This window comes from Enterobacter sp. BNK-18 (assembly GCF_047456135.1).
GTDB classification, from domain to species: Bacteria; Pseudomonadota; Gammaproteobacteria; order Enterobacterales; family Enterobacteriaceae; genus Enterobacter; species Enterobacter ludwigii.
Window position 1 is genome coordinate 4,284,321 of the sequence record NZ_CP179899.1, and the last position, 24,135, is coordinate 4,308,455.

Below are 24,135 nucleotides of genomic sequence, written 5' to 3' on the forward strand. Positions count from 1 at the left end.
AAGCGTGTTTTTTATAAATACTTATACGGTAAAATATATAAATGAAGCGGGGAGCCTGAAGGGCTCCCCGTGTTATGGGTTATGCGTCCGGATACTCACGGATAAAACGTTCAACGTCATCAACCATATGGGTGTTGCCGACAAAGAACGAACGACGCTGGTGCAGGCTTTCCGGCACGATGTCCAGAATACGCTCTTTACCGTCGCTCGCCTTGCCGCCAGCCTGTTCGGCCAGGAACGCCATTGGGTTGCATTCATACAGCAGACGCAGCTTGCCGTCAGGGTGGCTTGCCGTGCTTGGGTAGAGGTAGATACCGCCTTTCAGCAGGTTGCGGTGGAAGTCAGCAACCAGCGAGCCGATATAGCGGGACGTGTACGGGCGCTGAGTGGCTTTATCTTCTTCCTGGCAGAACTTGATGTATTTCTTCACGCCGTTCGGGAATCGGATGTAGTTGCCTTCGTTGATGGAGTAGGTATTGCCCTTCTCCGGGAAGCGCATACGTTCCTGGCTCAGGCAGAAAACGCCCAGCGAGGGATCGTAAGTAAAGGCGTGAACGCCGCAGCCCGTGGTGTACACCAGCATGGTGGAGGAGCCATAAACGACGTAACCGGCCGCCACCTGGTTACTGCCCGGCTGCAGGAAATCTTCCTCTGTCACCGGCGTGCCAACAGGCGTGACGCGGCGGTAGATGGAGAAAATGGTACCGACAGAAACGTTAACGTCGATGTTAGAGGAACCGTCCAGCGGATCCATCAGCACAACGTATTTAGCGTGTTCACACCCTTCGAAAACGACAATTTCATCTTCTTCTTCGGAGGCGATACCCGCCACGATGTCGCGCGCGCGCAGTGCAGCTTTCAGTTTTTCATTTGCGAACAGATCGAGTTTCTGTTGAACCTCGCCCTGAACGTTCTCGGCACCGCTGGCACCCAGGATATCGACCAGACCGGCCTTGTTGATATCACGGTGGATGATCTTAGCGCCCAGCTTTATTGCCGACAGCAAAGCAGTGAGTTCACCCGTAGCATGAGAAAACTCGTGCTGCTTTTCGACAATAAATTCACCTAACGTTTTCATAACACTTTCCCTGCATCTTTGTGAGTAGAGCGATTGTATGTTCACTAAAACGACTAAAGCCCAACAATCTTAACAAACATTCAAATATTAGCGCAGAGGTGAATCGCGCCAGCAATATACGGATTTACCTGAAATGCGTTTCGCTGTCGCAGACATGTGAGTAAAATGTGCGCCACATTGAAGAAGGATAGTGACGTATGCGCATTCATATATTGGGGATTTGTGGCACTTTCATGGGCGGACTGGCAATGCTGGCGCGCTCTCTGGGCCATGAAGTGACAGGTTCGGACGCCAATGTGTATCCGCCGATGAGCACGCTTCTGGAGAAACAGGGCATCTCTCTGATTCAGGGATACGATGCCAGCCAGCTGGATCCTGAGCCGGATCTGGTGATCATTGGCAACGCCATGACCCGCGGTAATCCGTGCGTTGAGGCGGTTCTGGAACGCAACATTCCGTTCATGTCTGGCCCGCAGTGGCTGCATGATTTCGTGCTGCGCGACCGTTGGGTCGTTGCCGTAGCCGGAACGCATGGCAAAACCACGACCGCCGGAATGGCGACCTGGATCCTCGAAGCCTGTGGTTATAAGCCAGGTTTTGTGATCGGGGGTGTGCCGGGTAATTTCGATGTTTCTGCGCGTCTGGGTGACAGCCCGTTCTTCGTGATCGAAGCCGACGAGTATGACTGCGCGTTCTTCGACAAGCGCTCCAAGTTCGTGCACTACTGCCCGCGGACGCTGATCCTCAACAACCTTGAGTTCGATCACGCCGATATTTTTGACGATCTGAAAGCGATTCAGAAACAGTTCCACCATCTGGTGCGCATCGTTCCCGGTCAGGGCCGCATCATCCTGCCGGAAAACGACATCAACCTGAAGCAAACCCTGGCGATGGGATGCTGGAGCGAGCAGGAGCTGGTGGGCGAGCAGGGACACTGGCAGGCGAAAAAACTCAACGCGGATGCCTCCGAGTGGGAAGTGCTGCTCGACGGTGAGAAAGTGGGTGAGGTGAAGTGGGGCCTGGTGGGCGAGCACAACATGCACAACGGCCTGATGGCGATTGCCGCGGCACGTCATGTGGGCGTTCAGCCTGCGGATGCGGCGGATGCGTTAGGCTCGTTCATTAACGCCCGCCGTCGTCTGGAGCTGCGCGGTGAAGCCCACGGCGTCACGGTGTATGACGACTTTGCGCATCACCCGACCGCCATTCTGGCGACGCTTGCGGCCTTACGCGGCAAAGTCGGCGGGACCGCCCGCATTCTGGCCGTGCTGGAACCTCGTTCGAACACCATGAAAATGGGCATCTGCAAAGACGATCTTGCGCCATCCTTAGGGCGTGCCGATGAAGTCTTCCTGCTGCAGCCGCAGCATATTCCGTGGCAGGTGGCCGAAGTGGCCGATGCCTGCATTCAGCCTGCGCACTGGAGTGCGGATGTGGATGCGCTGGCGGATATGGTGGTGAAAGCCGCACAGCCTGGCGATCACATTCTGGTGATGAGCAACGGCGGTTTTGGTGGGATCCATCAGAAGCTGCTGGACGGTCTGGCGAAGAAAGCGCAGGCGGTCGTAGAGTAAAAAAAAGCCCGGTAGCGCTCACGCTTACCGGGCTTTTTCTCCCTCGCCCACAGGGAGAGGGGCGGGGTTGAGGGCACTCAGCGATGCTGTGCTTACTCTTCGTTTTCAGACAGCTCACGCAGATACTGGAAAATCAGGCGTGCAGACTTCGGCGGCTTGTTCGCTTCTTTCTCTTTCTGGGCATTGCGGATCAACGAACGCAGCTGCTGGCGATCGGCATCCGGCCACAGGTTCAGTACTTCCGGTACCGCATCATCACCTTGTTCAATCAGACGATCGCGGATCTGCTCAAGCTTATGGAACAGCGCAACCTGCTGGTTGTGGCGGTTTTTCAGTTTGTCCAGCGCCTGGCGGATCGGTTCAACGTCACGCTGACGCAGCATTTTACCGATAAGCTGAAGCTGACGGCGACGGCCTTCTTTCTTGATTTTCTGTGCCAGTTCAATGGCATCGCGCAGATCCTGGTCGAGCGGGAGTTTATCCAGCGCGTTTTTACCCAGTTCTACCATTTCCGCGCCAAGCTGTTTTAACTCTTCGGCGTCACGTTTAATTTCACTTTTACTGACCCAGATGATCTCATCATCTTCGTCTTCGATGTCATCACCGGGAACGTCGTCGAGCCAGTCTTCGGGCTGCTTAGTCATGTCAGGCTCCTTAAAAAAAGAGGCTAATGTTACCAGTTAAGACGCGCACTGAAAAACGGTTCTCTGTTAGACTTCAATTAACTCTCTCTTACAGTATGGCATTTGCGATGAAAGTAACCTCACAAGTTGAAGCGCAGCGTAAGATTCTGGAAGAAGCTGTCTCCACCGCGCTGACGCTCGCTTCAGGTAAATCAGATGGCGCCGAAGTGGCGGTAAGCAAAACCACCGGCATCAGCGTCAGCACCCGCTACGGCGAAGTGGAAAATGTAGAATTCAACAGCGATGGCGCCCTGGGGATCACGGTTTATCACCAGAATCGCAAAGGCAGCGCGTCATCGACCGATCTCAGCCCGGATGCCATTGCCCGTACGGTGCAGGCTGCGCTGGATATTGCGCGTTACACCTCGCCCGATCCTTACGCCGGCGTTGCCGACAAAGAGCTGCTGGCATTCGATGCCCCGGATCTCGATCTTTTCCACCCGGCGGAAGTGACGCCGGACGAAGCGATCGAACTGGCTGCCCGTGCCGAGCAGGCGTCTCTGAAGGCCGATAAACGCATCACCAATACCGAAGGCGGAAGTTTTAACAGCCACTACGGTATCAAAGTGTTTGGTAACAGCCACGGGATGCTGCAGGGCTACTGCTCAACGCGCCATTCGCTCTCCAGCTGCGTTATCGCTGAAGAGAACGGTGATATGGAGCGTGATTACGCCTACACCATCGGTCGCGCGCTGGGCGATTTGCAGTCTCCTGAGTGGGTTGGCGCAGAATGCGCGCAGCGCACGCTGTCCCGTCTGTCGCCACGTAAACTCTCCACCATGAAAGCCCCGGTCATTTTTGCCAATGAAGTGGCGACCGGCCTGTTTGGCCACCTGGTGGGGGCGATTGCCGGGGGCTCCGTTTACCGTAAATCGACGTTCCTGCTCGACTCGCTGGGCAAGCAGATCCTGCCGGAATGGTTGACCATTGAAGAGCATCCGCACCTGCTGAAAGGGCTGGCCTCGACGCCGTTCGACAGCGAAGGTGTGCGCACCGAGCGCCGCGATATCATCAAAGACGGCATTCTGACGCAGTGGCTGCTGACCAACTACTCCGCGCGCAAGCTGGGGCTGAAAAGCACCGGTCACGCGGGCGGCATTCACAACTGGCGAATCGCGGGTCAGGGCCTGAGCTTTGAGCAGATGCTTAAAGAGATGGGCACCGGTCTGGTCGTCACCGAGTTAATGGGCCAGGGCGTAAGCGGCATTACCGGCGATTATTCGCGGGGCGCAGCGGGCTTCTGGGTTGAGAACGGTGAAATTCAGTATCCGGTAAGCGAAATTACCATCGCCGGCAACCTGAAAGACATGTGGCGCAATATTGTTACTGTCGGTAACGATATTGAAACACGTAGCAATATACAGTGTGGTTCAGTCCTCTTACCGGAGATGAAAATCGCCGGGCAGTAATACCCGTAAAGGCGTTTTAATAATAAAAAAGGAAGTGAGCAATGCGTAAACACCTGTTAGCGATCGTCGCAGCGTCAACGCTGGTTCTTGGTTCTTCTGCGTTTGCTGCCGATCTTGAAGACGACATGGGCATCCTCAGTGAAAACCTGAAGGTGGTGCAGAAAACGGACAATGCGGCGGAAATGAAAGGCGCATTGACCAAAATGCGTGAAGCGGCACTGGACGCGCAGAAATCCACGCCGCCAAAGCTGGAAAATAAAGCGGCAGACAGCGCTGAGATGAAAGACTACCGCCACGGCTTTGACGTGCTGGTCGGTCAGATTGACGGTGCACTGAAGCTTGCCAACGAAGGCAAAGTGAAGGAAGCCCAGGCGGCAGCCGACCAGTTTGTGACCACGCGTAATACCTATCACAAAAAGTATCGTTAATTCTCGGTACGCGCTTTCCCCGTGCGGGGGCGGTTAATCGCCCCCGCATGTTTGCTTTCCGGGCATAAGAAAACCTTATCCACCTCACATATTTGCACGCCTGCCCATAATCTTTTTCGCTCCCACGCCCCCTTAATTGCCGTCAGATAACGTGATATTCATCACGTAAATACAGTGATTTATCTATATTCAGCATATTTATGTGGCACAGATCACTGCCGGTGCTCGCCTTTCCACTTCGAAGTGGAAAACAACTCGCTACAAACAATTCCCCCCCAACGTTAGTTTTATTCCAGAGCCATTAACGGGGTAAGACGAGTGATTAACGGAGCGGTAATGAACGACGTTGGAGATCAGGCGGTGCAAACAGAGCAGCTCGCTAACACCATGCTGGCGCAGGTGTATGCCCTGCTGGCCCGGCACAACATCATCCCCAACGCAGTACAGGAACAGATGCTCACCTCCCACGTTCGCGCGATGGCGCACCGGTCCGTGACCGGCGAGCCGCTGCCGGAGGTTGAAGCCGAGCTGTTCGACGAAATTTCTCCCGATTCAATGCGGCTTGCCCGTGAAGTGGTCGCGCAGTTTGGCAACCTTCCTGATGAAGAGGCCTGGCTGCTCTCCGTTCACTTCGAAGTCGCGAAAGACAACCTTTAAGGAGCAACACATGGAACAGATTACAGTCGTGATTGGCGATCGCCTGGGTAAAGGTCAGAAAGTGGCGGCAGGCGTTGAAAAAGCCGGTGGACGTGCGGTTGTCGTGCCGGGTGTGGCGGCAGACATGAAGCTCGGTGACGTGATGAAAGCGGAAAATGCCACCTTCGGCATCTCCTTCTGCGGCAGCGGCGGCGCGGGTGCCATCACCGCACAAACCAAATATGGCTACAAAGCCAAATACGGCATGCGTTCAGTGGATGAAGGCGTCACCGCCATCAATGAAGGCTGCAATGTGCTGGGCTTTGGCTTTATGGATAAAGAAGAGCTGGGCGAGCGTCTGGTTCAGGCGTGGCAGAAGAAACACGGCGCATAAGCATGAAAGAACAGTTCACAACCACGGTGAGAGTGAAGGGAAAAGGCGACGCTAAAGCGCGCGCCTTTGCTGATGCGCTCAACCACGTTCAGGCCGCGGTGATGAAAGCCTCACCGCATATCTTACTGCGTATTGAGCCACAGGATGTGCAGGTCGTTCAGGCGCAAGAAGCGGTGCGTAAAGAAGCTTTTCTGTTCTTCTTTTTGCGCCGGGAAAGACGCACCTACAGCGTGGAGCTGGATGTGACCGTCAACGTGACTGCCATCAATCTCGACCAGGTGGATTTCGTCACGCAACGCTGATTATTCATAAAAGGGCAGACTGATGTTCTTAATTATATTAATAAAATCGCTCATCATTGGCGGCCTGGTTGGCGTCGGTGTGGGGGCCGGGGCTGCACGCATGTTTCATGCGCCTACCACTCAGGGTATGGGCGCGTTTCGTACGTTGGGGGAACTGAACTCCTGTGAAGGGGATCCGGCTTCTCACTTCTCCTTTGGGTTAGGCTTCTTCTTTAACGCCTGGGCCTCTTCCGTGGCCGCAGGGGCATTCACACAGGACGTTGACCACCGCATCATCCCGAACTGGGGTGCTGCAGCACTGATGATTAAAAACCGTAACGTCGGCGAAACGCTGCACGATCCGCGCAAAATGGCGATTGCCTGCGGCGTGATCGGCATGATTGTCGTCACCTTCCTTAACCTCACCGCCTCTTCTGTTCCGGCTGCGCTTCAGGTAACCGCCGTGAAGGTGCTGGTGCCTGCGGCAAACCTGCTGGTCAACACCGTGATGCCGGTGATCTTCTGGCTGGCCGCCATCGATGCGGGTAAAAAATCGGGCTTCTGGGCCACCATTTTTGGCGGCGCGGCGCAGCTGATCATGGGTAACGCTGTACCGGGTCTGGTGCTGGGTATCCTGATTGGTAAGGGCGTTGAAGAGAGCGGATGGAACCACGTCACCAAAGTGATGATGGCGGCCATCGTGGCGCTGTTCGTGCTGAGCGGTTTCTTCCGTGGCTTCGACATGAAGATGATCGAATCCTTCCATCTGACCGTGCCGAACTGGCTCGACATGATCCACAACGCGCTCAGCGGTAAATAACAGGAGCCTCGACATGGAACAGAATAAAGGTTTTTGGTATGCCGACTGGTCGTTCCCGATCTTCGTTGGCCTGCTCTCTTCCGGTGTTTTTGCCGGGACGCATATGTACTACCTCTACGGCATCGGCGCGTTCAACGAAGTGGCCTTCGTGGCGATGCTGAAAGCGGGGATGGATACCGGCGTTTACGGCGCGGTGGCGGCGTTCGGTGCGAGCTTCCTGTTCGCCCGTATTATCGAAGGGTCGCTGGTCGGTATCCTTGATATCGGCGGGGCGATCCAGACCGGGGTGGGTCTCGGGGTTCCGGCGCTGCTGCTGGGCGCGGGCATCATGTTCCCGGTGACCAACTTTATCGCCGCGCTGATCACCGGCCTGGTGATTGGCCTGGCAATTGGCTACGTCATCATCCTGGCGCGTAAGTTCACCATCAATCAGAGCAACTCCACCTACGGGGCGGACGTGATGATGGGGGCCGGTAACGCCTCCGGTCGTTTCCTCGGGCCGTTGATTATCCTCAGCGCCATGACTGCCTCCATTCCTATTGGCGTTGGCTCTCTGGTAGGTGCGCTGTTGTTCTATATCTGGCAGAAGCCGATTACCGGTGGCGCCATTCTCGGTGCAATGATTCTGGGCTGGCTGTTCCCGGTCGCCCTTTAATGCCCGCGGGCGCCCCGGCGCCCGCCTTATCAGGAGATCCTCATGTTTGATTTACTCCTGCGCCGTGCGCGCCTCACCGACGATACCCTGACCGATATCGCCATTCAGGACGGAAAAATCGCGGCGGTGGGCGACATTACCGCGGCCGCCAGCAAAACGGTTGAGTTGAACGGTGAAGTGTTCGTCAGCGCAGGCTGGATTGACTCCCACGTTCACTGCTACCCGAACTCCCCTATTTATCACGACGAACCGGACAGCGTGGGCATCGCCACCGGCGTGACCTCGGTGGTGGATGCCGGCAGTACCGGCGCGGATGACGTGGACGATTTTTATGAAATCACCCGTAAAGCCTCAACCGACGTTTATGCCTTACTGAACATCTCCCGCGTGGGGCTGATTGCCCAGAACGAACTGGCCAATATGGCTAACATTGATGCGAAGGCCGTGAAGCAGGCCGTTACGCGCTACCCGGATTTTATCGTTGGCCTGAAAGCGCGCATGAGCAGCAGCGTGGTCGGCGAAAACGGCATAACGCCGCTTGAGCGCGCGAAAGCCATCCAGGCAGAGAACGGCGACCTGCCGCTGATGGTGCACATCGGCAACAACCCGCCCAACCTCGATGAAATTGCCGACCTGCTCAGCTCAGGCGACATCATCACCCACTGCTACAACGGCAAGCCGAACCGCATTCTGACGCCATCCGGTGAACTGCGTGCGTCCATCACCTCCGCCCTGAAACGCGGTGTGCGCCTGGACGTCGGACACGGTACGGCGAGCTTTAGCTTTGAGGTGGCGAGACGCGCCATTGCGATGGGCATTTTGCCACACACCATCAGCTCGGATATTTACTGCCGCAACCGCATTAACGGCCCGGTAGGGTCGCTGGCAAGCGTGATGTCGAAGTTTCTCGCCATCGGCATGTCGCTGCCGCAGGTGATTGAGTGCGTCACCGCGAACGCCGCCGACGGGCTGCGTCTGACGCACAAAGGCCGTATTCAGCCAGGCCTCGATGCCGACCTGACGCTGTTCGCGATAAAACGCCAGCCAACGCTGCTGGTGGATGCTGAAAATGACAGCCTGCAGGCTGAACACATTCTGGTGCCGCTTGCCGCCATCCGCGCAGGCAAGGGCTACATGACCGAACAAGGGAGCACGGAACATGCCTTCGATTTATGAGAAGTATCACTTAAAGCAAGTCATCAACACCTCAGGCCGTATGACGGCGCTGGGTGTCTCCACGCCGCGCCCGGACGTGGTGCAGGCGGCGATGGATGGCATGAATCACTATTTCGAGATGAAGGATCTGGTCAACAAAACCGGCGAATACATCGCGAAGCTGCTGGATGTGGAAGGGGCGACGGTGGTCTCCTGCGCGTCAGCGGGCATCGCCCAGTCCGTGGCGGCGGTGCTGGTCAAAGACAGCGACTGGCTGCTGGAGAACCTGCACGTCACTCCGATTGAGAACAACGAAATCGTGCTGCCGAAAGGCCATAACGTTAACTTTGGCGCACCGGTAGGCACCATGGTGGCACTGGGCGGCGGCAAGCTGGTGGAAGCGGGCTACGCGAACGAATGCTCCGCCGATCAGCTGGCGGCGGCCATCACGCCGCGTACCGCGGCCATCCTTTACATCAAGTCTCACCACTGCGTGCAGAAAAGCATGCTCAGCGTAGAGCAGGCGGCGGTGGTGGCGCGTAAGCACGATCTGCCGCTGATCGTGGATGCGGCCGCGGAAGAAGATCTTCACGTTTACTACCGCTCCGGTGCCGATCTGGTTATCTACAGCGGTGCGAAAGCGATTGAAGGGCCAACCAGCGGGCTGGTGATCGGCAAAACGCAGTATGTTGAGTGGGTGAAACGCCAGACGGCGGGGATTGGCCGCGCAATGAAAGTGGGTAAAGAGGGGATCCTCGGCCTTACCTGTGCCATCGAACACTACCTGACGGCGACCAAAGAGAGCGGCGAAGAGATGGTGGCGAAGATGACGCCCTTTATTGACGCGCTTAATACCCTTAACGGCGTGACGGCACGCGTGGTCTGGGACAGTGCCGGTCGCGATATCGCCCGTACCGAGATTAAGTTTGATGAGGCTACCACCGGTGTTGGCACCGGCGACCTGGTGACCGCGCTGAAGCAGGGCGAGTACGCCATTTATTTCCGTGGCTACAAGGCCAACGAAGGGATTATCGAAGCGGACGTGCGCAGCGTGAATGCCGATCAGCTGAACATTGTTTATCGCCGCATGAGTGAAGTATTAGGACAGGAGAAAAAGGCATGAAACTGACCCCCAACTTTTACCGTGACCGCGTCTGCCTGAACGTGCTGGCAGGATCGAAAGCCAACGCCAGCGCCATTTACGAGGCGGCGGAAGGCCACGTGCTGGTGGGCGTGCTCTCCAAAAATTACCCGGATGTCGCCAGTGCGGTTGCCGATATGCGCGACTACGCTCAGCTTATCGATAATGCGCTCTCTGTGGGCCTCGGCGCAGGCGATCCGAACCAGTCCGCGATGGTCAGTGAGATCGCCCGTCAGGTGCAGCCGCAGCACGTTAACCAGGTGTTCACCGGCGTGGCAACCAGCCGTGCGTTGCTGGGGCAGAGTGAATCCGTGGTCAACGGTCTGGTCTCTCCGACCGGCACCGTTGGCAAGGTGAAAATCTCCACCGGTCCGCTGAGCAGCACGGCGCCGGACGGCATTGTGCCGGTTGAAACCGCGATTGCCCTGCTGAAAGATTTTGGCGGCAGCTCCATCAAATACTTCCCGATGGGAGGCCTGGCGTGTCGGGACGAATACCAGGCAGTTGCGGAAGCCTGCGCCCGTCACGATTTCTGGCTGGAGCCGACCGGTGGGATCGATCTGGAGAACTATGAAGCGATCCTGCAGATCGCCCTTGATGCGGGCGTGAGTAAAATCATTCCGCATATCTACAGCTCGATTATCGACAAAGCCAGCGGCGACACGCGTCCGGAAGATGTGCGTACGCTGCTGGAGATGACGAAGAAGCTGGCTAAGTAGTCTTTACCCCTCACCCCGGCCCTCTCCCCTTTGGGGAGAGGGTGTAATCGTCCCCTCTCCCCAAAGGGGAGAGGGTTAGGGTGAGGGGCACAAACCGCACAAAACCAAAGGAGCCACCATGCACACCCGCAATCTGCTCGTCGCTTCACTCTCGTTACTCGCTACCACCGCCATCGCCCAGACGCAGTACGCCTGGGTCGGGACGTACAACCCCAACGGCGAGGGGCTGTACCGCTTTACCCTCGACCCGCAAACCGGTGCGCTCGCGAATAAAACGCTGGTCAGCACGTTGCCAAACGCCGCGCAGCTCACCGTCTCGCAGGATGGTAAGACGCTCTATCTGGCGAGCGAAGTGGAGCAGGGCGTGGTGCAGGCGCTGCGCGTGGGCGATAACGGTGAACTGAGCGAGCTTAATCAGGTGGCGTCCGGCGGGGCGGGGCCGGTCTATCTCTCCCTGACGCCAAAGGGTCACCACCTGCTGGTGGCGAACTACGTCAGCGGCTCGATTGCTGTTCTGCCCGTTAATGCAGACGGCAGTCTGGGGGAGGCCACGGACACGCATCAGGATCGGGGAGAGCCGGGCGCGGCGAAACCGGCGGCGGCGGTGGAAGGCAGTTTTGCCATTAGCGATCACAATGGCCCCCATGCGCACATGATCGCCGCCGATCCGCGCGGGAAATACGTTTTTTCTACCGATCTGGGCCTGGATCGTATCTACCAGTACCGTTTTGACGATCAAACAGGCAAGCTGACCCCGAACGATCCGCCGTTTATCAGTGCCTCCTCGAAAGGGGCCGGTCCGCGGCATTTCGTCTTTACGCCGAAAGGCGATGCGTTATGGCTGATTAACGAAGAGGCATCCACGCTCACGCACTATACGCTGGATGCGCGAGGCAGGCTGCAGGAGGGGAAAACCCTCTCCGCCCTGCCACACGGCTATAAAGGCACCAGTTTTGCCGCCGGGCTGGCGCTCAGTGCCGATGGCAAACAGCTGTATGTGGCTAACCGTTTGCATAACAGCATCGGGCACTTTACCGTAACAGCGGATGGCACGCTGACGCATCAGGATGATGTGTGGACGCGTGGTGATTACCCGCGCACCCTGACGCTCGACAAACAGGGGCGCTGGCTGTACGTCATGAATCAGCGCAGCGACAACATTACCCGTTTTCGCGTGGCGCAGGACGGCAAACTCAGCGCCGAGCCGGACTATACCCCGGTCGGCAGCCCATCCCAGATGGTCATTTCACCCTAAGCCGTAAGAGGACAACCCCGTGCGATTTCCGAACCAACGTTTAGCGCAACTTTTCGATCTGTTGCAAAACGAGACGCTGCCGCAGGACGAACTGGCGCAGCGGCTGTCGGTCTCCACGCGAACCGTCCGCGCTGATATCACCGCCCTGAACGCGCTGCTGGCGAGCCACGGTGCGCAGTTTATTCTCAGCCGCGGCAATGGCTATCAGCTCAAAATTGACGATGCAGAACGCTATCAGCAGCTTCAGTCCTCACACCCGCGCGCGCTGCGCATTCCCCGCACCGGGCCGGAGCGCGTGCACTATCTGGTGGTCCGTTTTCTTACCTCCGCGTTTTCGCTCAAGCTGGAGGATCTGGCAGATGAGTGGTTTGTCAGCCGTGCGACGCTGCAAAGTGACATGGTGGAAGTGCGCGAGTGGTTACACCGTTACAACCTGACGCTGGAAACTCGACCGCGCCACGGCATGAAGCTGTTTGGCAGCGAGATGGCGACCCGCGCCTGTCTCACCGATCTGCTCTGGGAGCTGGCACAGCAGGATAGCCTGAACCCGCTGGTGACCGACGTTGCGCTCAATGCGGGGGTGGCGGAGCAGATGGTTCCCGTGCTGCACGATGCGCTGACGCGGCATCACATTCGTCTGACTGACGAGGGCGAGCTGTTCCTGCGCCTGTACTGTGCGGTGTCGGTGCGTCGCATCAGCGAGGGCTATCCGCTGCCGGAATTTCACGCAGAAGATGTGGCCGAGAATGTTCGTGAGGCGGCGAAAGACATCGCTGTGACCATTCAACAGCTGGCGGATAAAGCGCTTTCGCCTTCAGAAGAGAGCTGGCTCTGCGTTCACATCGCGGCACGTCAGATCCAGGAGATTGCCCCCAGTGCCATCAATGCCGATGACGACGAAGCGCTGGTCAATTACATCCTGCGCTACATCAATACCCACTATAACTACAACCTGCTCAGCGACGAGCAACTGCATGCGGATCTGCTCACCCACATCAAAACCATGATCACCCGCGTGCGCTATCAAATCATGATCCCGAATCCGCTTCTGGATAACATCAAGCAGCACTACCCGATGGCGTGGGATATGACCCTCGCGGCAGTGTCGAGCTGGGGGAAATACACGCCGTATGTAATCAGCGAAAACGAGATCGGTTTCCTGGTGCTGCATATCGGTGTCGGGCTGGAGCGCCACTACAACATCGGCTACCAGCGCCAGCCGCGGGTGCTGTTAGTTTGCGATGCCGGGAATGCGATGGTCCGGATGATTGAAGCGGTGCTGCAGCGCAAATATCCGCAGATTGAGGTGACCCGCACGCTCACGCTGCGCGAGTATGAGCTGGCGGAACCGATCGGCGAAGACTTTGTTATCTCGACCGCCCGGGTGAGCGAAAAGTCTAAACCGGTGGTGATGATCGCCCCGTTCCCGACGGACTACCAGCTTGAGCAGATAGGTAAGCTGGTGCTGGTGGACCGAACCCGCCCGTGGATGCTGGATAAATACTTCGATGCCGCCCATTTCCGCATTATCGACAGGCCGATTGACCAGCAAACGCTGTTCCGGGAGCTGTGCGAGCAGCTCGAAGAAGAGGGGTTTGTTGGCGCGGAGTTTCTGGATTCGGTCGTGGAGCGAGAGGCCATCGTCAGCACCATGCTGGGCGACGGCATTGCGCTACCGCACTCCCTCGGGCTACTGGCACAAAAAACGGTGGTTTACACCGTGCTGGCACCGCAGGGTATTGCCTGGGGGGATGAAACTGCCCACGTGATTTTCCTGCTCGCCATCAGCAAGCGCGAGTACGAAGAGGCGATGGCGATTTACGATATTTTCGTGACTTTCCTGCGTGAGCGCGCCATGTCACGGCTGTGCAGTTGCAATGATTTCGCCGGGTTTAAAGCGGTGGCGATGGAGAGTGTGAGCCGGTTTTGAGAGACGTTATCCAGAATTCGATGTAATGCAAATGTAATGCTAAAATGCATTACGCATTCGATTTCACTGGAGGCATAATGGCCACGCTGAACGTCCGTCTGGATGACAAACTCAAAAACGAGGCTTATGCCGTGCTTGAAAAACTCAATATCACGCCAACGGAAGCCGTTCGGTTACTGTTTCAGTACGTTGCGGAGACGGGGCGTATGCCGGTGAAAACGGTCACTGTTAGCGACAGTGAAGATGAACTCATACAGACAGTCCGGGAGCGGCTGGCTAATCCGCAAAAAGGAATTAAGGTTAGGCTGGATGACTTATGAACTCGTATTTGATCCGAGGGCGTTCAAGGAGTGGGCCAGGCTGGGTGATACCGTAAAAAATCAGTTTAAGAAGAAGCTTGCGAACGTGTTGGTGAACCCCAGGGTTGAATCGGCTCGCCTGCATGGCCTGCCTGATTGCGACAAGATAAAACTCAGATCCCAGGGTTATCGTTTGGTCTATCAGGTTCATGACAACGATGTGACGGTATGTGTTATTGCTATCGGTAAGAGAGAGAAATCAGCCGCTTATCATGACGTAAACAAACGGCTTTAGCGATCAACGCAAATGATGCACAACCTGGTTGCTGCTGCCGCGCCAGATCAGCGCAGGGTCTTTTAAATCCTGCACAAACTTGCCGTCAACCAGCACGTTAATCAAATCCACCACTTCCCTCTGTTCAGCATTCAGTTCTTCAAGCTTATAACCCGTCCAGACCCAGATATCCTTGCCTGCACATTCGCGGCGAATGCGTTTTATCAGCTTCAGAATGTCCGGCACGTTTTGCGGGTGAAGCGGGTCGCCACCGGAGAGTGAAATCCCCTGGCGATGAATGCGCGTGTCGTTGAGATCGTGGATGATCCGCTCTTCCATCTCTGCGGTGAACGGCAGGCCTGAATTCAGGCGCCAGGTGCTTTTGTTGTAACAGCCGGGGCATTCATGGACGCAGCCTGAGACAAACAGAGTGCAGCGGGTGCCGGGGCCGTTGACGATGTCGACGGGGTAGTATTGATGATATCGCATAAGAAGATGTCCAGAGTGTGTGTGCGCGGGTGCCCTCACCCCAGCCCTCTCCCACAGGGAGAGGGGGAAAACGTAGGTGCGCGTTCGGTTCCCTCTCCCGGTGGGAGAGGGGTAGGGTGAGGGGAAACCCCCGACGCCTTAACCGATCTGCCCATTCCCCAAATGCTTCACGCGTCGCTTAACCTCTTCCTGCTTACCGGCGTTAAACGGACGCGCATCGGGACTCCCGAGATAGCCACATACGCGGCGGGTCACCGAGACGCGAGCCGCATCGTGGTTACCGCATTTCGGGCAGGTGAAGCCTTTGCTGGTGCACTCAAACTCACCGGTAAAGCCACACTCGTAGCACTCGTCAATCGGGGTGTTGGTCCCGTAATACGGCACGTGCTGATAGCTGTAATCCCAGACATCTTCCAGCGCCTTCAGGTTGTGCTGAATGTTCGGATACTCGCCGTAGCAGATGAAGCCACCGTTCGCGACGGGCGGATACGCGGCTTCAAAGTCGATCTTGTCGTAAGGGTTCACCTTCTTCTCCACGTCGAGGTGGAAGCTGTTGGTGTAGTACCCTTTGTCGGTTACCCCTTCGACAATGCCAAATTCAGCGGTATCCAGGCGGCAGAAACGGTCACACAGGTTTTCACTCGGGGTGCTGTACAGGCTGAAGCCGTAGCCGGTTTCGTCTTTCCACTGGTCAACCGCATCGCGCAGGCGCTGAACAATGGCGACACCTTTTTCACGCAGGGCGTCGCTGTCATACATGTGCTGGTTGCCGAACAGCGCGTTGATCGTTTCGTGAATACCGATGTAGCCCAGAGAAATTGACGCGCGACCATTTTTGAAGATCTCCGACACGTCATCGTCCGCCTTCAGGCGCACGCCGCAGGCCCCTTCCATATACAGGATGGGCGCAACGCGGGCTTTCACCCCTTCCAGACGCGCGATACGGGTCATGAGGGCCTTACGTGCGAGCTGCAGACGTTCGTCCAGCAGCGCCCAGAAGGCCGCTTCGTCGCCTTTGGCTTCGAGGGCGATACGCGGCAGGTTGAGGCTGATCACACCCAGGTTGTTACGGCCGTCGTGAACCTGTTCGCCGTTTTCGTCTTCATACACGCCGAGGAAGCTGCGGCAGCCCATTGGCGTTTTAAACGAGCCGGTCACTTTGACCACCTGGTCGTAGTTCAGGATGTCCGGGTACATGCGCTTGCTCGCACACTCCAGCGCCAGCTGTTTGATGTCGTAGTTAGGATCGCCAAACTTGTGGTTCAGGCCGTCGCGGATAGCGAACACCAGTTTCGGGAACACCGCTGTCTTACGGTTTTTACCAAGCCCGGAGATACGGTTTCGCAGGATCGATTGCTGAATCAGGCGTGATTCCCAGCTGGTACCCAGACCAAAACCGAAGGTCACAAACGGCGTCTGACCGTTGGCGGTATGCAGGGTGTTCACCTCGTATTCCAGCGACTGGAACGCGTCGTAGCACTCTTTTTCGGTACGGGAGTGCGCGTAGCCCTCGGCGTCCGGGATTTGCCACTCTTCAGCGGTTTGACGGTGTTTATTGAAGCTTGCCGTGACGAACGGTGCCAGTACTTCATCAATGCGGTTAATGGTGGTGCCGCCGTAAATATGGCTGGCGACCTGAGCGATAATCTGCGCCGTGACCGCAGTGGCCGTGGAGATCGATTTTGGCGGCTCAATCTCGGCATTACCCATTTTAAAACCGTGGGTCAGCATGCCTTTCAGGTCGATGAGCATGCAGTTGAACATCGGGAAGAAGGGCGAGTAATCGAGATCGTGATAGTGGATCTCACCGCGCTCATGCGCCGAGACCACGTCGCGCGGCAGCAGGTGCTGACGGGCATAGTGTTTGGCAACAATACCGGCCAGCAGGTCGCGCTGGGTGGGGATTACTTTGCTGTCTTTGTTGGCATTTTCATTCAGCAGGGCGGAGTTGGTCTGCTCCACCAGGCCACGAATCTCCTGATTAAGACGACCGCGTTTCTCACGCTGAACGTCCCGATCGTGGCGGTATTCGATATAGGCGCGGGCTAACTGCTTGTAGGGACCCGCCATCAGCTGGTTTTCAACCGCGGTCTGGATCTCATTGATATCGACCTGGCTGCGTTCGTTCATCTGGCTGCTAACGACTTCTGCGACGGTGGCGCAGTAATCTGCGTCATCGACACCCGCTGCTTTAGCTGCACGCAGAATGGCTTCCTGGATGCGCTCTGATTTAAACGGCACTTTACAGCCATCACGTTTCATCACATGCGGTGTCATGATCACTCCATTTTTAAAAACAGGTTATCCACAGAGGTGGAGAAGTGTTCACCGGGCGTATTGTCAGCCAGGCCAGAGACTTCCCACGTTCCCAACGCGTGTTATCCACAATTCCGGAGAGCTGAGTCGCCGTCTTGTTGTTGGAATAGTAGACGATAAATACAATATGTTGGGTCGGCGTGCATTTTAAGTGCTACATATAGTGATTTGCATCAAACATGTTTGCGATTTATTTGATTCAGAACAAAGTAAAAAGACGAGAGTACAAACGACGGGCACTCCAGCGTTTGTAAAGACGAGAGGGAAAATTCTGATTAATTATTCAACAAAAACAAGCGCTCAGCAGCATGTGCCGAGCGCCAGTCGGTTAACTCACCCCGCATGCCCAGTTCAGTCCGGCCTGGAGAAAGGCTGCCGCCGCAATACCCCCCAGTATCAGCGGGATAACAAGTGAGCGCTCGGGTTCGGCGTCCGCGTTTTGTGGCGTTTCTCTGCGCAACGCGGACAGCGCTTCTTCGCCGGTGCGCGCCGCCAGAAGCGCGTTACGAACCCGCTCTTCCGCCAGCGAACTGGTCAGCGTCGTCAGCAGCTGCATATGCGTACTGCCGGCCTCGCCGTGTGGGATGGCGAGCAGAAAAACCATCCTGACCGCTTCATCGCCTTCCAGCCCCGGCCAGATAACCGGCTCATCAAAAAGCGCCAGGCAAAACGCCGCCTGCTGCACCGCGTCTGATTTACCGTGCGGAACGGCCAGCGCTTCGCCCAGCGCGGTGGGACCTTCACTTTCGCGGTGTAAGACGCTCTGGATAAAGGCGTCTTTATCGGTGATGACGTTTCGCCCGACAAGCGGTTCGGAGAGCCAGCGGATCAGCGCTTCAGGCGTGCGGCAGGGTGGGTTAATAAACACCAGTTCGGGGTGCGTGAGTTCAAGCAAGTTCATGTTAAGCCTCAATCAAAAAATCACAGGTCGCAGAAGGGGGGATCGTCGTCACCGATGGCACGTGTTCTTCCAGATAATTGAGCTGGGGACGCTCTGCCAGGCCAGCCGGAACAGGGACAGGCTGCGTCCCGGCGTTGAACACGCGGGCGATCGTGCCAGGCGATCGTTGCGCATGAGGCAGGGCAGAAAGAACGAGCGGTTCCGGTAAGGCGAATAACGAAAATTCTGCCGGCAGCGTGCGTTCGGGCAGGCGCAGCGAAAAACGCTCAAGCCGGTTATCGAGGGTATGCAGCGTTTGCCGTTGATAGGTGAAGGGGTGACCCGTCGCCTGATTCTCCAGCTGGCGCAGCGTCAGATGGTCTGCGTTATCGGCCAGCGCCACGGTGAAGGAAAAGTGCAGCGGTTTGAGCAGCTGCGCATCGGGCGTGTCGACCACCGTATTGTTAATGCCAGACGCCCGGCCGGGTCGCCAGTCAAGATCGCTGCGCCCCAGTACGCCGGTTGATTTGAATAAGGTCAGGGCAATGACTGCCGGATCGCGTCCAATAACCTGAAACTCTTTCATGCCGCGGCTATTCACGACCAGCGCTTTGCCCGCTTGCGCGATAGCGATGATGCCCTCGCTGGTTTCAATATCCACGGGCTTCTCGCGATAGCGCTCCTGCCAGTGAGTATCGTCGTACCCCGTTTTACGCTCGATTATCGAGAACGGCTGCGAGGCGAGGGAGTGACGGGTGCAAATATCGCTGTTGATCAGTAAACGCAGCCGGTGATCGCAGTGGTTGTTTACCAGCGAGCTATCAACATGCAGGTTCGGATCGTCGTGACGTAATTCGCACACTATGCGCATTGATAACGGCGTGCGGATATTTTCCCGGCGTCCAGCGAGATCCGGCGGCAGCGACATGACCGCCTCAAGCACCATCGTTTGGCAAAGAGGGGTTTTGCTGCAGTCGATCAGCGTGAAATGCGCGCAGCGCGTCGGTTCATCGCCCGGGAGCGGCGAGAAATCATAGTTGTCTCCGGCATCCGCGCAGTCTTCAAGACTGAATAACGACGTGATGCGCCTGGCGTTGCGCTTGTCTTCAAGCACCAGCGTACCGGCCTCCAGCGTCAGTCGATAAACCGTATTCTCTATCGCCTCTCCTTTCGCGGCGTAGGTCCTGGCAAACGGAGCCGGCGTGTCTGTTACGTTGACGGTGATATAGCCCACCGGCGGCAGGAGAGGCGTCTGCAGAACAACATGCCAGCGGAAATAAGGCGGAAGGTGCGTTTCGCGTTCGCCCTCGCAGGTGAGGGAGATGGCCGTTCCTCCGGGTAACGTCTCGCGTTTCAGAACGTCGAAGGGCAGCGGCTGGCCCTGATACGTCAGGGTGATATTGTCGGCCTGACTGTACAGGGTGGTGTGGATCACGCAGCGGGTCGGGGTGGCCAGCGGGTTGAAAATGAGCAGGTCACCCTCCTGACAGCATGCGGCGGCCAGTGACTTCACCACCAGATTCCACAGGCTGTGACAAAGCTGCTCTGTCTGCTCGAGCCGATGAAGAATGTCGCGGTTTGTGGCATCGCTGTTGCAGCCACCCATGGAGTCGTGGGCATGGCTTCGCAGAAGCTTCTTCCAGAGGGTGTCCACGACCGGGAGCGTGACCGGAATGCCCTGATGACGCGCCATGGCGATGGTGGGCTCCAGCTGTCGCAGGATGAACTGCTCGATGTCGGCATTTTTCTTTTTGATATCGTAACGCACAGACCCGATCGTTTTGTGAATGCGGGTGTAGCGCGGCGATTTCAGCTCACCTTCCCATAACGCCAGTTGTTCCCGTTTTGTGCGCAGCAGTGCGACGTACTGCTCCAGCGAGCTGAGGACGTAACGGTCCTGCGTGGGAGAGTGCGCGCTGGCAGCCTGCAGGATATGCGGCAGCGCCGGGTCGATGCTGACCTGATCGCCGCCGCAGGGCAGGAGCAGGTCGTCAATCTGCGACCGTGAACGCAGCAGATCCACCATCGGGTAGATCTTGCCGTGCAGATGGCTGGCCTCCGCGCGCATGTTCTTGGCCGCACCATACCCCAGCGCCATTGCACAGGCGATGATGGTTGCACCTGACGGCGCGCGCCAGAGAAACTGGCTGTTTTTGGCCTGAGTGTCGTGGTCGACACCGCGCCAGAAAACGATATTATCGATATTGCAGCCCTGCAAAATCGTGGGCATCTGCGCGTTATGCCCAAAGGTATCCGGCAGATAACCGACCTGCATGGCATGCCCCAGCGCCCGAGCGGCGAAGATGCCGTATTTGAGGTTGCGGATAATCGATTCGCCGTGAACGTTGTAGGTATCCGTCTGGGTGAACCACGGCCCGACAAACACGCTTTTCTCCCTGACCAGTTTTTCCAGCCGGGGCCGGTAATCGGGATTGATGGCGAGAAAGTCATCCACCACCGCCATCTGCCCGTCAAGGTGATAGCACTGCCAGGCCGTGTCCTGCTCCAGCGTCTCGATGACCTCCGCAAAGTTATACGACGCCAGCACCATGCTGTCCTGGCGGGTGAAATACCACTCTTGATCCCAGTGGGTATGGGCTATAACGTGGATCTGGCTCATTGCGCTCCCCTTATCTGGCGTTCTTTGGGCTGAGATAAAGCACGCCCAGGGCGCAAATCAGTGAGCCAATAAAGACGCTTGCCAGGTACCCGACCACATTGGTCGCCAGCGGCCAGCCCCAGATAGCCGGCAGGGGCAACGTCTGCTTCACGCCGAGGGCAATCGCCACCAGCGCACCCGCGACGGCTCCTGTCATGAACACGGGGATCAGGCGTGGGTTTTTCAGGATGAACGGGATAGCGCCTTCTGAAATACCGATAAAGCCCAGCAATAACGAAGTGCTGCCAACGGTTTTCTCTTCACGGCTGAACACGTCCGGCAGGCCAAAACGCCCATTGAGGAACGCGGCGAGGCCTACCCCAATAGAAGGAATCACGATGGAGAGCTCGCGGGCGGTTAAATCAAATGTCTCGCTCATGCCGTTCAGGCCGAGCGCGACCGATCCTGCCGCCTTGTTGACCGGGCCGCCGAGATCGAACGCGGTACCCGCGGCGATCATGGCCGAATAGAAGCCGCGTCCGGTATCACCCGCCGAGGTAAAAAAGACCACCATCAGCTGGTTAAGCGAACCAAAAATCGGGTTGATCAGATATTCCATTACCATCACCAGCGTAATACCGGTGATCAGCGGAACGACCAGCATGGTTTTAAGGGTGGTAAGCTGCTGTCGGACGTGAATGGCATCATTCAGCCAGCGCACCAGATAGCCGACAAAAAAGCCGATGCCAATTGCACCGAAAAAGCCGGAGGGCATAAAGCCTTCAATATCAAAGAAGCGTTTGTAGACCTCATCTGACATGATGCCGCCGATCAGTCCGGGGATCAGCGCCGGTTTACCGGCAATGGAAAAGGCCAGATACATCGCAAAGACCGGGTACATGAACTTGATGGTCATAAAGCCCATTTTATCCAGCACGCTGAATGGCGAATGCTCAATGTTAATAAACTGCCCGGTAATTTTGGCCGTCGCCATCATCAGGCCGCCCATTACCACGACCGGTAACATATAGCTGATGGCTGCCATGATATGGCCGATAAAAATCTGGTAAGCCGAACGCTGAATGGCGTCTTCGTCCGCCACAGTGGTGACGTTTTTCTGCATGGCCAGCGCCTGACGCAGGTAGCGGTCGGTATTTTTAATCAGCTCTTGCGTGCGGGTCTGAAGGTGAGGAACGTGTTCAAAACGTTCTGCATCCTGAATGGGAACGTCGGTTGCAAGAATAATGGCCGTGGCGGAGGCAATATCCTGTTTCGTTAATCTGTTTTTTACGCCGTCGCTGCCCTGCGTTTCGACCTTGACCTCAATATTATGCTCTTTTGCCCATGCAATAATTTTACTTGCCGCCATAAACGTGTGCGCGATCCCTGTAGGACAAGCCGTTACAGCGATAATTTTTTGATTCATCATTGTAATAATTCCCTGGGTGTGAAAATAGCGAAAGTATAAAGAGAACTTAAAACAGTGTTTAAGGTTTGCTAATACTAATTACGTATCGTCATACGCTATGTTGCAATATGTGAAGCGCCTTCCAGAGACTATTTCGCTATTCTGCTAATATCCTGTTAGGTTTTAACAGGACGTAATAAATGAATTCATTTCAGGGAAGTGAACGGTTGATATTTGAATACATTCAGCACCACGCACGCAATATTTCTGATATATCGGCAAAAGAGATTGCGCGTGATACTTTTACGACAACCACCTCGGTTAATCGTGTCTGTAAGAAAATGGGCTATAAAAGTTATACCGAGCTTCGCTATCGGTTTTTACGCGACCATTTTACGTCTGTCCCTGCCGAGCCTGCGATGGGGCCGCAGGCAGACGATATCGTGGTGGACGTGTCCCGGTTACTGACCCATTCCAGCCATATCTATTTATATGCACGCGGGGCGTCTCTCACCAGCCTCAACTACCTGTCGCGTTTTTTGTCACTGGCGAGCCTGCCGCACCTGATTCTGAATGATATGCACCAGTTGACCCGGGTGTCGAAGGGCACGCTGGTGTTGATCAGTAAATCCGGGGAGACGCAGTCGCTGATTGAAATGGCGCGTAACGCGCTGCGTAAAGGGCTAAAGATTATTGCGATTACCCGTCAGGGTTCGACGCTGGCCGGGCTTTCTACGCTGTGCTGGCCGTTGTCGATTGATATGAATGCCGTCTCGTTATACCAGCGAGAGGGGCAGCTGGACCTGTTAAGCGCCGTCGATCGTATCGGCTGCAGGCTTCTGCAGCACGATACGGAGTAGGCAGGCCGTCAGAGCTGTTTCACGATACCCAGACGAATGGCGTAATCATTTTCATGATTGCCATCCTGAGTGAGGTAGGTTTTATCCAGCGACACCAGTTCGACGTAAGGCGTCCAGCCGTCGTCGAGCTTGTAGTTGAACGCTACGGTGTGCTCCCAGTAGGTATCATCCCCGGTTCCCTGATCGACATTATCCTGCCAGCGGAAGCGCGGGTTATAGGACATGCCGAATTTCCCGATGTTGTACGCGAACCACAGGTCGAACTGGTGCGACTCGCGGCGGGTGTAGCCGCTGCCGTCCAGGCGTTTGTCGCTGTGCGCGTCGTTAACGGTGTTATAGCGGTAGCGGGCAGACAGGTTCAGGCCGTTATCGAATGCTTTCCAACCCTGGATGAAGGGCCGGTAATGCGTATTGCTGGCGGTAAAGACGGTCACCATCCCTGGCGCGATGGCGAACCCATTTCCCAGATCAAAACGCCAGCGCGTTTCGATTTCCTGTGCTGCCTCCGTTAACCCTTTTTCGTCCGGATTATATCGGTCGGTATCACCAAAGAACGTATCGTTATGGTTTTGCGCCGCTTCGACGGAGAAGTAAAAACCGTTATCAGCCTGATGCATCACTTTAATACGTGAATCATTTACGTCTGAGCGCGTATTATGACCAAAGCGAAGATCGACGGAGGTATTTCCGCACCATCCCTGGGTACTTAATAATAATGCGCTAATACATGTTGCTTTAATAATTGTCTTTTTCATAATGTCCTGCCGAGGTTATTTAAATGGCAGGGCTATTCTTATTTTGGCACACCGTGAAGTAAAAGTTATCGTCGTACATTTAGCGTATCGCTAAACA

General features: G+C 56.3%; 24 protein-coding genes. 16 read left to right on the forward strand and 8 right to left on the reverse strand.

Annotated features, from left to right (window positions below):
- Window positions 1-79: 79 nt before the first annotated feature.
- The gene (gene fbp / locus ACMGG3_RS20585) at window positions 80-1,078 is read right to left on the reverse strand and encodes a class 1 fructose-bisphosphatase (RefSeq protein ID WP_020882906.1); all 999 of its coding nucleotides are present in this window, start codon (window positions 1,076-1,078) and stop codon (window positions 80-82) included.
- Between the two features lie 197 nt (window positions 1,079-1,275).
- Between fbp and mpl the strand changes: the two genes are divergently transcribed.
- Entirely contained in the window at window positions 1,276-2,652 is a 1,377-nt protein-coding gene (mpl, locus tag ACMGG3_RS20590) for a UDP-N-acetylmuramate:L-alanyl-gamma-D-glutamyl-meso-diaminopimelate ligase (protein ID WP_014168372.1), read from the forward strand.
- A gap of 92 nt (window positions 2,653-2,744) precedes the next feature.
- Here mpl and yjgA read toward each other — a convergent pair whose 3' ends face one another.
- Complete coding sequence (gene yjgA, locus ACMGG3_RS20595) at window positions 2,745-3,296, reverse strand: ribosome biogenesis factor YjgA (protein ID WP_014168373.1); 552 nt, start codon at window positions 3,294-3,296, stop codon at window positions 2,745-2,747.
- Window positions 3,297-3,391: 95 nt separating this feature from the next.
- Between yjgA and pmbA the strand changes: the two genes are divergently transcribed.
- From pmbA to ACMGG3_RS20665, 14 genes are all read left to right on the forward strand, one after another.
- Complete coding sequence (pmbA, locus tag ACMGG3_RS20600) at window positions 3,392-4,744, forward strand: metalloprotease PmbA (protein ID WP_020882904.1); 1,353 nt, start codon at window positions 3,392-3,394, stop codon at window positions 4,742-4,744.
- 41 nt (window positions 4,745-4,785) lie between these two features.
- Window positions 4,786-5,172: a cytochrome b562 gene (gene cybC, locus ACMGG3_RS20605; RefSeq protein ID WP_014168375.1), complete on the forward strand. Its 387-nt coding sequence runs from the start codon at window positions 4,786-4,788 to the stop codon at window positions 5,170-5,172.
- Between the two features lie 318 nt (window positions 5,173-5,490).
- Window positions 5,491-5,829 (forward strand): glycine dehydrogenase, encoded by a 339-nt coding sequence (locus ACMGG3_RS20610; RefSeq protein WP_014168376.1) that lies wholly within the window; start codon window positions 5,491-5,493, stop codon window positions 5,827-5,829.
- 10 nt (window positions 5,830-5,839) lie between these two features.
- Window positions 5,840-6,202, forward strand: a complete 363-nt coding sequence (locus ACMGG3_RS20615) for an SFCGS family glycine-rich protein (protein WP_003830384.1) — start codon at window positions 5,840-5,842, stop codon at window positions 6,200-6,202.
- Window positions 6,203-6,204: 2 nt separating this feature from the next.
- Complete coding sequence (locus ACMGG3_RS20620; protein ID WP_006810338.1) at window positions 6,205-6,504, forward strand: DUF4312 family protein; 300 nt, start codon at window positions 6,205-6,207, stop codon at window positions 6,502-6,504.
- Between the two features lie 22 nt (window positions 6,505-6,526).
- On the forward strand, window positions 6,527-7,303 hold the full coding sequence (locus ACMGG3_RS20625) for a DUF4311 domain-containing protein (RefSeq protein WP_014168378.1): 777 nt from the start codon (window positions 6,527-6,529) through the stop codon (window positions 7,301-7,303).
- 13 nt (window positions 7,304-7,316) lie between these two features.
- Window positions 7,317-7,958: a DUF4310 family protein gene (locus tag ACMGG3_RS20630; RefSeq protein ID WP_014882285.1), complete on the forward strand. Its 642-nt coding sequence runs from the start codon at window positions 7,317-7,319 to the stop codon at window positions 7,956-7,958.
- 42 nt (window positions 7,959-8,000) lie between these two features.
- The gene (locus ACMGG3_RS20635; protein WP_414149414.1) at window positions 8,001-9,134 is read left to right on the forward strand and encodes an amidohydrolase/deacetylase family metallohydrolase; all 1,134 of its coding nucleotides are present in this window, start codon (window positions 8,001-8,003) and stop codon (window positions 9,132-9,134) included.
- Window positions 9,118-10,236 carry a DgaE family pyridoxal phosphate-dependent ammonia lyase gene (locus ACMGG3_RS20640; protein WP_014168381.1) on the forward strand — a complete coding sequence of 373 codons (1,119 nt, stop codon included), beginning with the start codon at window positions 9,118-9,120 and terminating at the stop codon, window positions 10,234-10,236. The genes ACMGG3_RS20635 and ACMGG3_RS20640 overlap by 17 nt, the downstream gene beginning before the upstream one ends.
- Window positions 10,233-10,973: a 2-dehydro-3-deoxy-phosphogluconate aldolase gene (gene dagF, locus ACMGG3_RS20645; protein WP_014168382.1), complete on the forward strand. Its 741-nt coding sequence runs from the start codon at window positions 10,233-10,235 to the stop codon at window positions 10,971-10,973. Before ACMGG3_RS20640 ends, dagF begins: the two co-directional genes overlap by 4 nt.
- Before the next feature lie 118 nt (window positions 10,974-11,091).
- On the forward strand, window positions 11,092-12,228 hold the full coding sequence (locus ACMGG3_RS20650) for a lactonase family protein (RefSeq protein ID WP_025205775.1): 1,137 nt from the start codon (window positions 11,092-11,094) through the stop codon (window positions 12,226-12,228).
- Window positions 12,229-12,247: 19 nt separating this feature from the next.
- Window positions 12,248-14,158 carry a BglG family transcription antiterminator gene (locus tag ACMGG3_RS20655; protein WP_414149415.1) on the forward strand — a complete coding sequence of 637 codons (1,911 nt, stop codon included), beginning with the start codon at window positions 12,248-12,250 and terminating at the stop codon, window positions 14,156-14,158.
- Between the two features lie 77 nt (window positions 14,159-14,235).
- Window positions 14,236-14,478, forward strand: a complete 243-nt coding sequence (locus ACMGG3_RS20660) for a type II toxin-antitoxin system RelB/DinJ family antitoxin (RefSeq protein ID WP_020885404.1) — start codon at window positions 14,236-14,238, stop codon at window positions 14,476-14,478.
- Complete coding sequence (locus tag ACMGG3_RS20665) at window positions 14,468-14,752, forward strand: type II toxin-antitoxin system RelE/ParE family toxin (RefSeq protein WP_324285159.1); 285 nt, start codon at window positions 14,468-14,470, stop codon at window positions 14,750-14,752. Before ACMGG3_RS20660 ends, ACMGG3_RS20665 begins: the two co-directional genes overlap by 11 nt.
- Before the next feature lie 3 nt (window positions 14,753-14,755).
- Here the strand turns inward: ACMGG3_RS20665 and nrdG are convergent, their stop codons facing one another.
- From nrdG to ACMGG3_RS20690, 5 genes are all read right to left on the reverse strand, one after another.
- Window positions 14,756-15,220, reverse strand: a complete 465-nt coding sequence (nrdG, locus tag ACMGG3_RS20670; RefSeq protein ID WP_059306428.1) for an anaerobic ribonucleoside-triphosphate reductase-activating protein — start codon at window positions 15,218-15,220, stop codon at window positions 14,756-14,758.
- Between the two features lie 138 nt (window positions 15,221-15,358).
- Window positions 15,359-17,497: an anaerobic ribonucleoside-triphosphate reductase gene (gene nrdD / locus ACMGG3_RS20675; RefSeq protein WP_020885401.1), complete on the reverse strand. Its 2,139-nt coding sequence runs from the start codon at window positions 17,495-17,497 to the stop codon at window positions 15,359-15,361.
- Between the two features lie 367 nt (window positions 17,498-17,864).
- A complete protein-coding gene (locus ACMGG3_RS20680) occupies window positions 17,865-18,437 on the reverse strand; it encodes a PTS sugar transporter subunit IIA (protein ID WP_214580783.1) in 573 nt (190 codons plus the stop codon).
- Window position 18,438: 1 nt separating this feature from the next.
- Window positions 18,439-21,036 carry an alpha-mannosidase gene (locus ACMGG3_RS20685; RefSeq protein ID WP_414149416.1) on the reverse strand — a complete coding sequence of 866 codons (2,598 nt, stop codon included), beginning with the start codon at window positions 21,034-21,036 and terminating at the stop codon, window positions 18,439-18,441.
- Window positions 21,037-21,046: 10 nt separating this feature from the next.
- Window positions 21,047-22,444 carry a PTS fructose transporter subunit IIC gene (locus ACMGG3_RS20690; RefSeq protein WP_414149417.1) on the reverse strand — a complete coding sequence of 466 codons (1,398 nt, stop codon included), beginning with the start codon at window positions 22,442-22,444 and terminating at the stop codon, window positions 21,047-21,049.
- A gap of 179 nt (window positions 22,445-22,623) precedes the next feature.
- Here ACMGG3_RS20690 and ACMGG3_RS20695 point away from each other — a divergent pair, with 179 nt between their 5' ends.
- A complete protein-coding gene (locus ACMGG3_RS20695; protein WP_014168392.1) occupies window positions 22,624-23,283 on the forward strand; it encodes a MurR/RpiR family transcriptional regulator in 660 nt (219 codons plus the stop codon).
- Window positions 23,284-23,291: 8 nt separating this feature from the next.
- Here ACMGG3_RS20695 and ACMGG3_RS20700 read toward each other — a convergent pair whose 3' ends face one another.
- Window positions 23,292-24,038: an oligogalacturonate-specific porin KdgM family protein gene (locus ACMGG3_RS20700; protein ID WP_025205757.1), complete on the reverse strand. Its 747-nt coding sequence runs from the start codon at window positions 24,036-24,038 to the stop codon at window positions 23,292-23,294.
- Window positions 24,039-24,135: the final 97 nt, after the last annotated feature.

What these genes read in the sequence shown, in the direction of transcription:
- ACMGG3_RS20635 (WP_414149414.1), top strand. Translation starts at nt 8,001, where the DNA reads ATGTTTGATTTACTCCTGCGCCGTGCGCGCCTCACCGACGATACCCTG.
- yjgA (WP_014168373.1), bottom strand. Translation starts at nt 3,296, where the DNA reads ATGACTAAGCAGCCCGAAGACTGGCTCGACGACGTTCCCGGTGATGAC.
- ACMGG3_RS20625 (WP_014168378.1), top strand. Translation starts at nt 6,527, where the DNA reads ATGTTCTTAATTATATTAATAAAATCGCTCATCATTGGCGGCCTGGTT.
- ACMGG3_RS20650 (WP_025205775.1), top strand. Translation starts at nt 11,092, where the DNA reads ATGCACACCCGCAATCTGCTCGTCGCTTCACTCTCGTTACTCGCTACC.
- nrdG (WP_059306428.1), bottom strand. Translation starts at nt 15,220, where the DNA reads ATGCGATATCATCAATACTACCCCGTCGACATCGTCAACGGCCCCGGC.
- ACMGG3_RS20630 (WP_014882285.1), top strand. Translation starts at nt 7,317, where the DNA reads ATGGAACAGAATAAAGGTTTTTGGTATGCCGACTGGTCGTTCCCGATC.
- ACMGG3_RS20685 (WP_414149416.1), bottom strand. Translation starts at nt 21,036, where the DNA reads ATGAGCCAGATCCACGTTATAGCCCATACCCACTGGGATCAAGAGTGG.
- ACMGG3_RS20680 (WP_214580783.1), bottom strand. Translation starts at nt 18,437, where the DNA reads ATGAACTTGCTTGAACTCACGCACCCCGAACTGGTGTTTATTAACCCA.
- ACMGG3_RS20640 (WP_014168381.1), top strand. Translation starts at nt 9,118, where the DNA reads ATGCCTTCGATTTATGAGAAGTATCACTTAAAGCAAGTCATCAACACC.
- ACMGG3_RS20690 (WP_414149417.1), bottom strand. Translation starts at nt 22,444, where the DNA reads ATGATGAATCAAAAAATTATCGCTGTAACGGCTTGTCCTACAGGGATC.
- ACMGG3_RS20695 (WP_014168392.1), top strand. Translation starts at nt 22,624, where the DNA reads ATGAATTCATTTCAGGGAAGTGAACGGTTGATATTTGAATACATTCAG.
- ACMGG3_RS20665 (WP_324285159.1), top strand. Translation starts at nt 14,468, where the DNA reads ATGACTTATGAACTCGTATTTGATCCGAGGGCGTTCAAGGAGTGGGCC.
- ACMGG3_RS20700 (WP_025205757.1), bottom strand. Translation starts at nt 24,038, where the DNA reads ATGAAAAAGACAATTATTAAAGCAACATGTATTAGCGCATTATTATTA.
- dagF (WP_014168382.1), top strand. Translation starts at nt 10,233, where the DNA reads ATGAAACTGACCCCCAACTTTTACCGTGACCGCGTCTGCCTGAACGTG.
- pmbA (WP_020882904.1), top strand. Translation starts at nt 3,392, where the DNA reads ATGGCATTTGCGATGAAAGTAACCTCACAAGTTGAAGCGCAGCGTAAG.
- ACMGG3_RS20620 (WP_006810338.1), top strand. Translation starts at nt 6,205, where the DNA reads ATGAAAGAACAGTTCACAACCACGGTGAGAGTGAAGGGAAAAGGCGAC.
- mpl (WP_014168372.1), top strand. Translation starts at nt 1,276, where the DNA reads ATGCGCATTCATATATTGGGGATTTGTGGCACTTTCATGGGCGGACTG.
- nrdD (WP_020885401.1), bottom strand. Translation starts at nt 17,497, where the DNA reads ATGACACCGCATGTGATGAAACGTGATGGCTGTAAAGTGCCGTTTAAA.
- ACMGG3_RS20660 (WP_020885404.1), top strand. Translation starts at nt 14,236, where the DNA reads ATGGCCACGCTGAACGTCCGTCTGGATGACAAACTCAAAAACGAGGCT.
- cybC (WP_014168375.1), top strand. Translation starts at nt 4,786, where the DNA reads ATGCGTAAACACCTGTTAGCGATCGTCGCAGCGTCAACGCTGGTTCTT.
- ACMGG3_RS20615 (WP_003830384.1), top strand. Translation starts at nt 5,840, where the DNA reads ATGGAACAGATTACAGTCGTGATTGGCGATCGCCTGGGTAAAGGTCAG.
- fbp (WP_020882906.1), bottom strand. Translation starts at nt 1,078, where the DNA reads ATGAAAACGTTAGGTGAATTTATTGTCGAAAAGCAGCACGAGTTTTCT.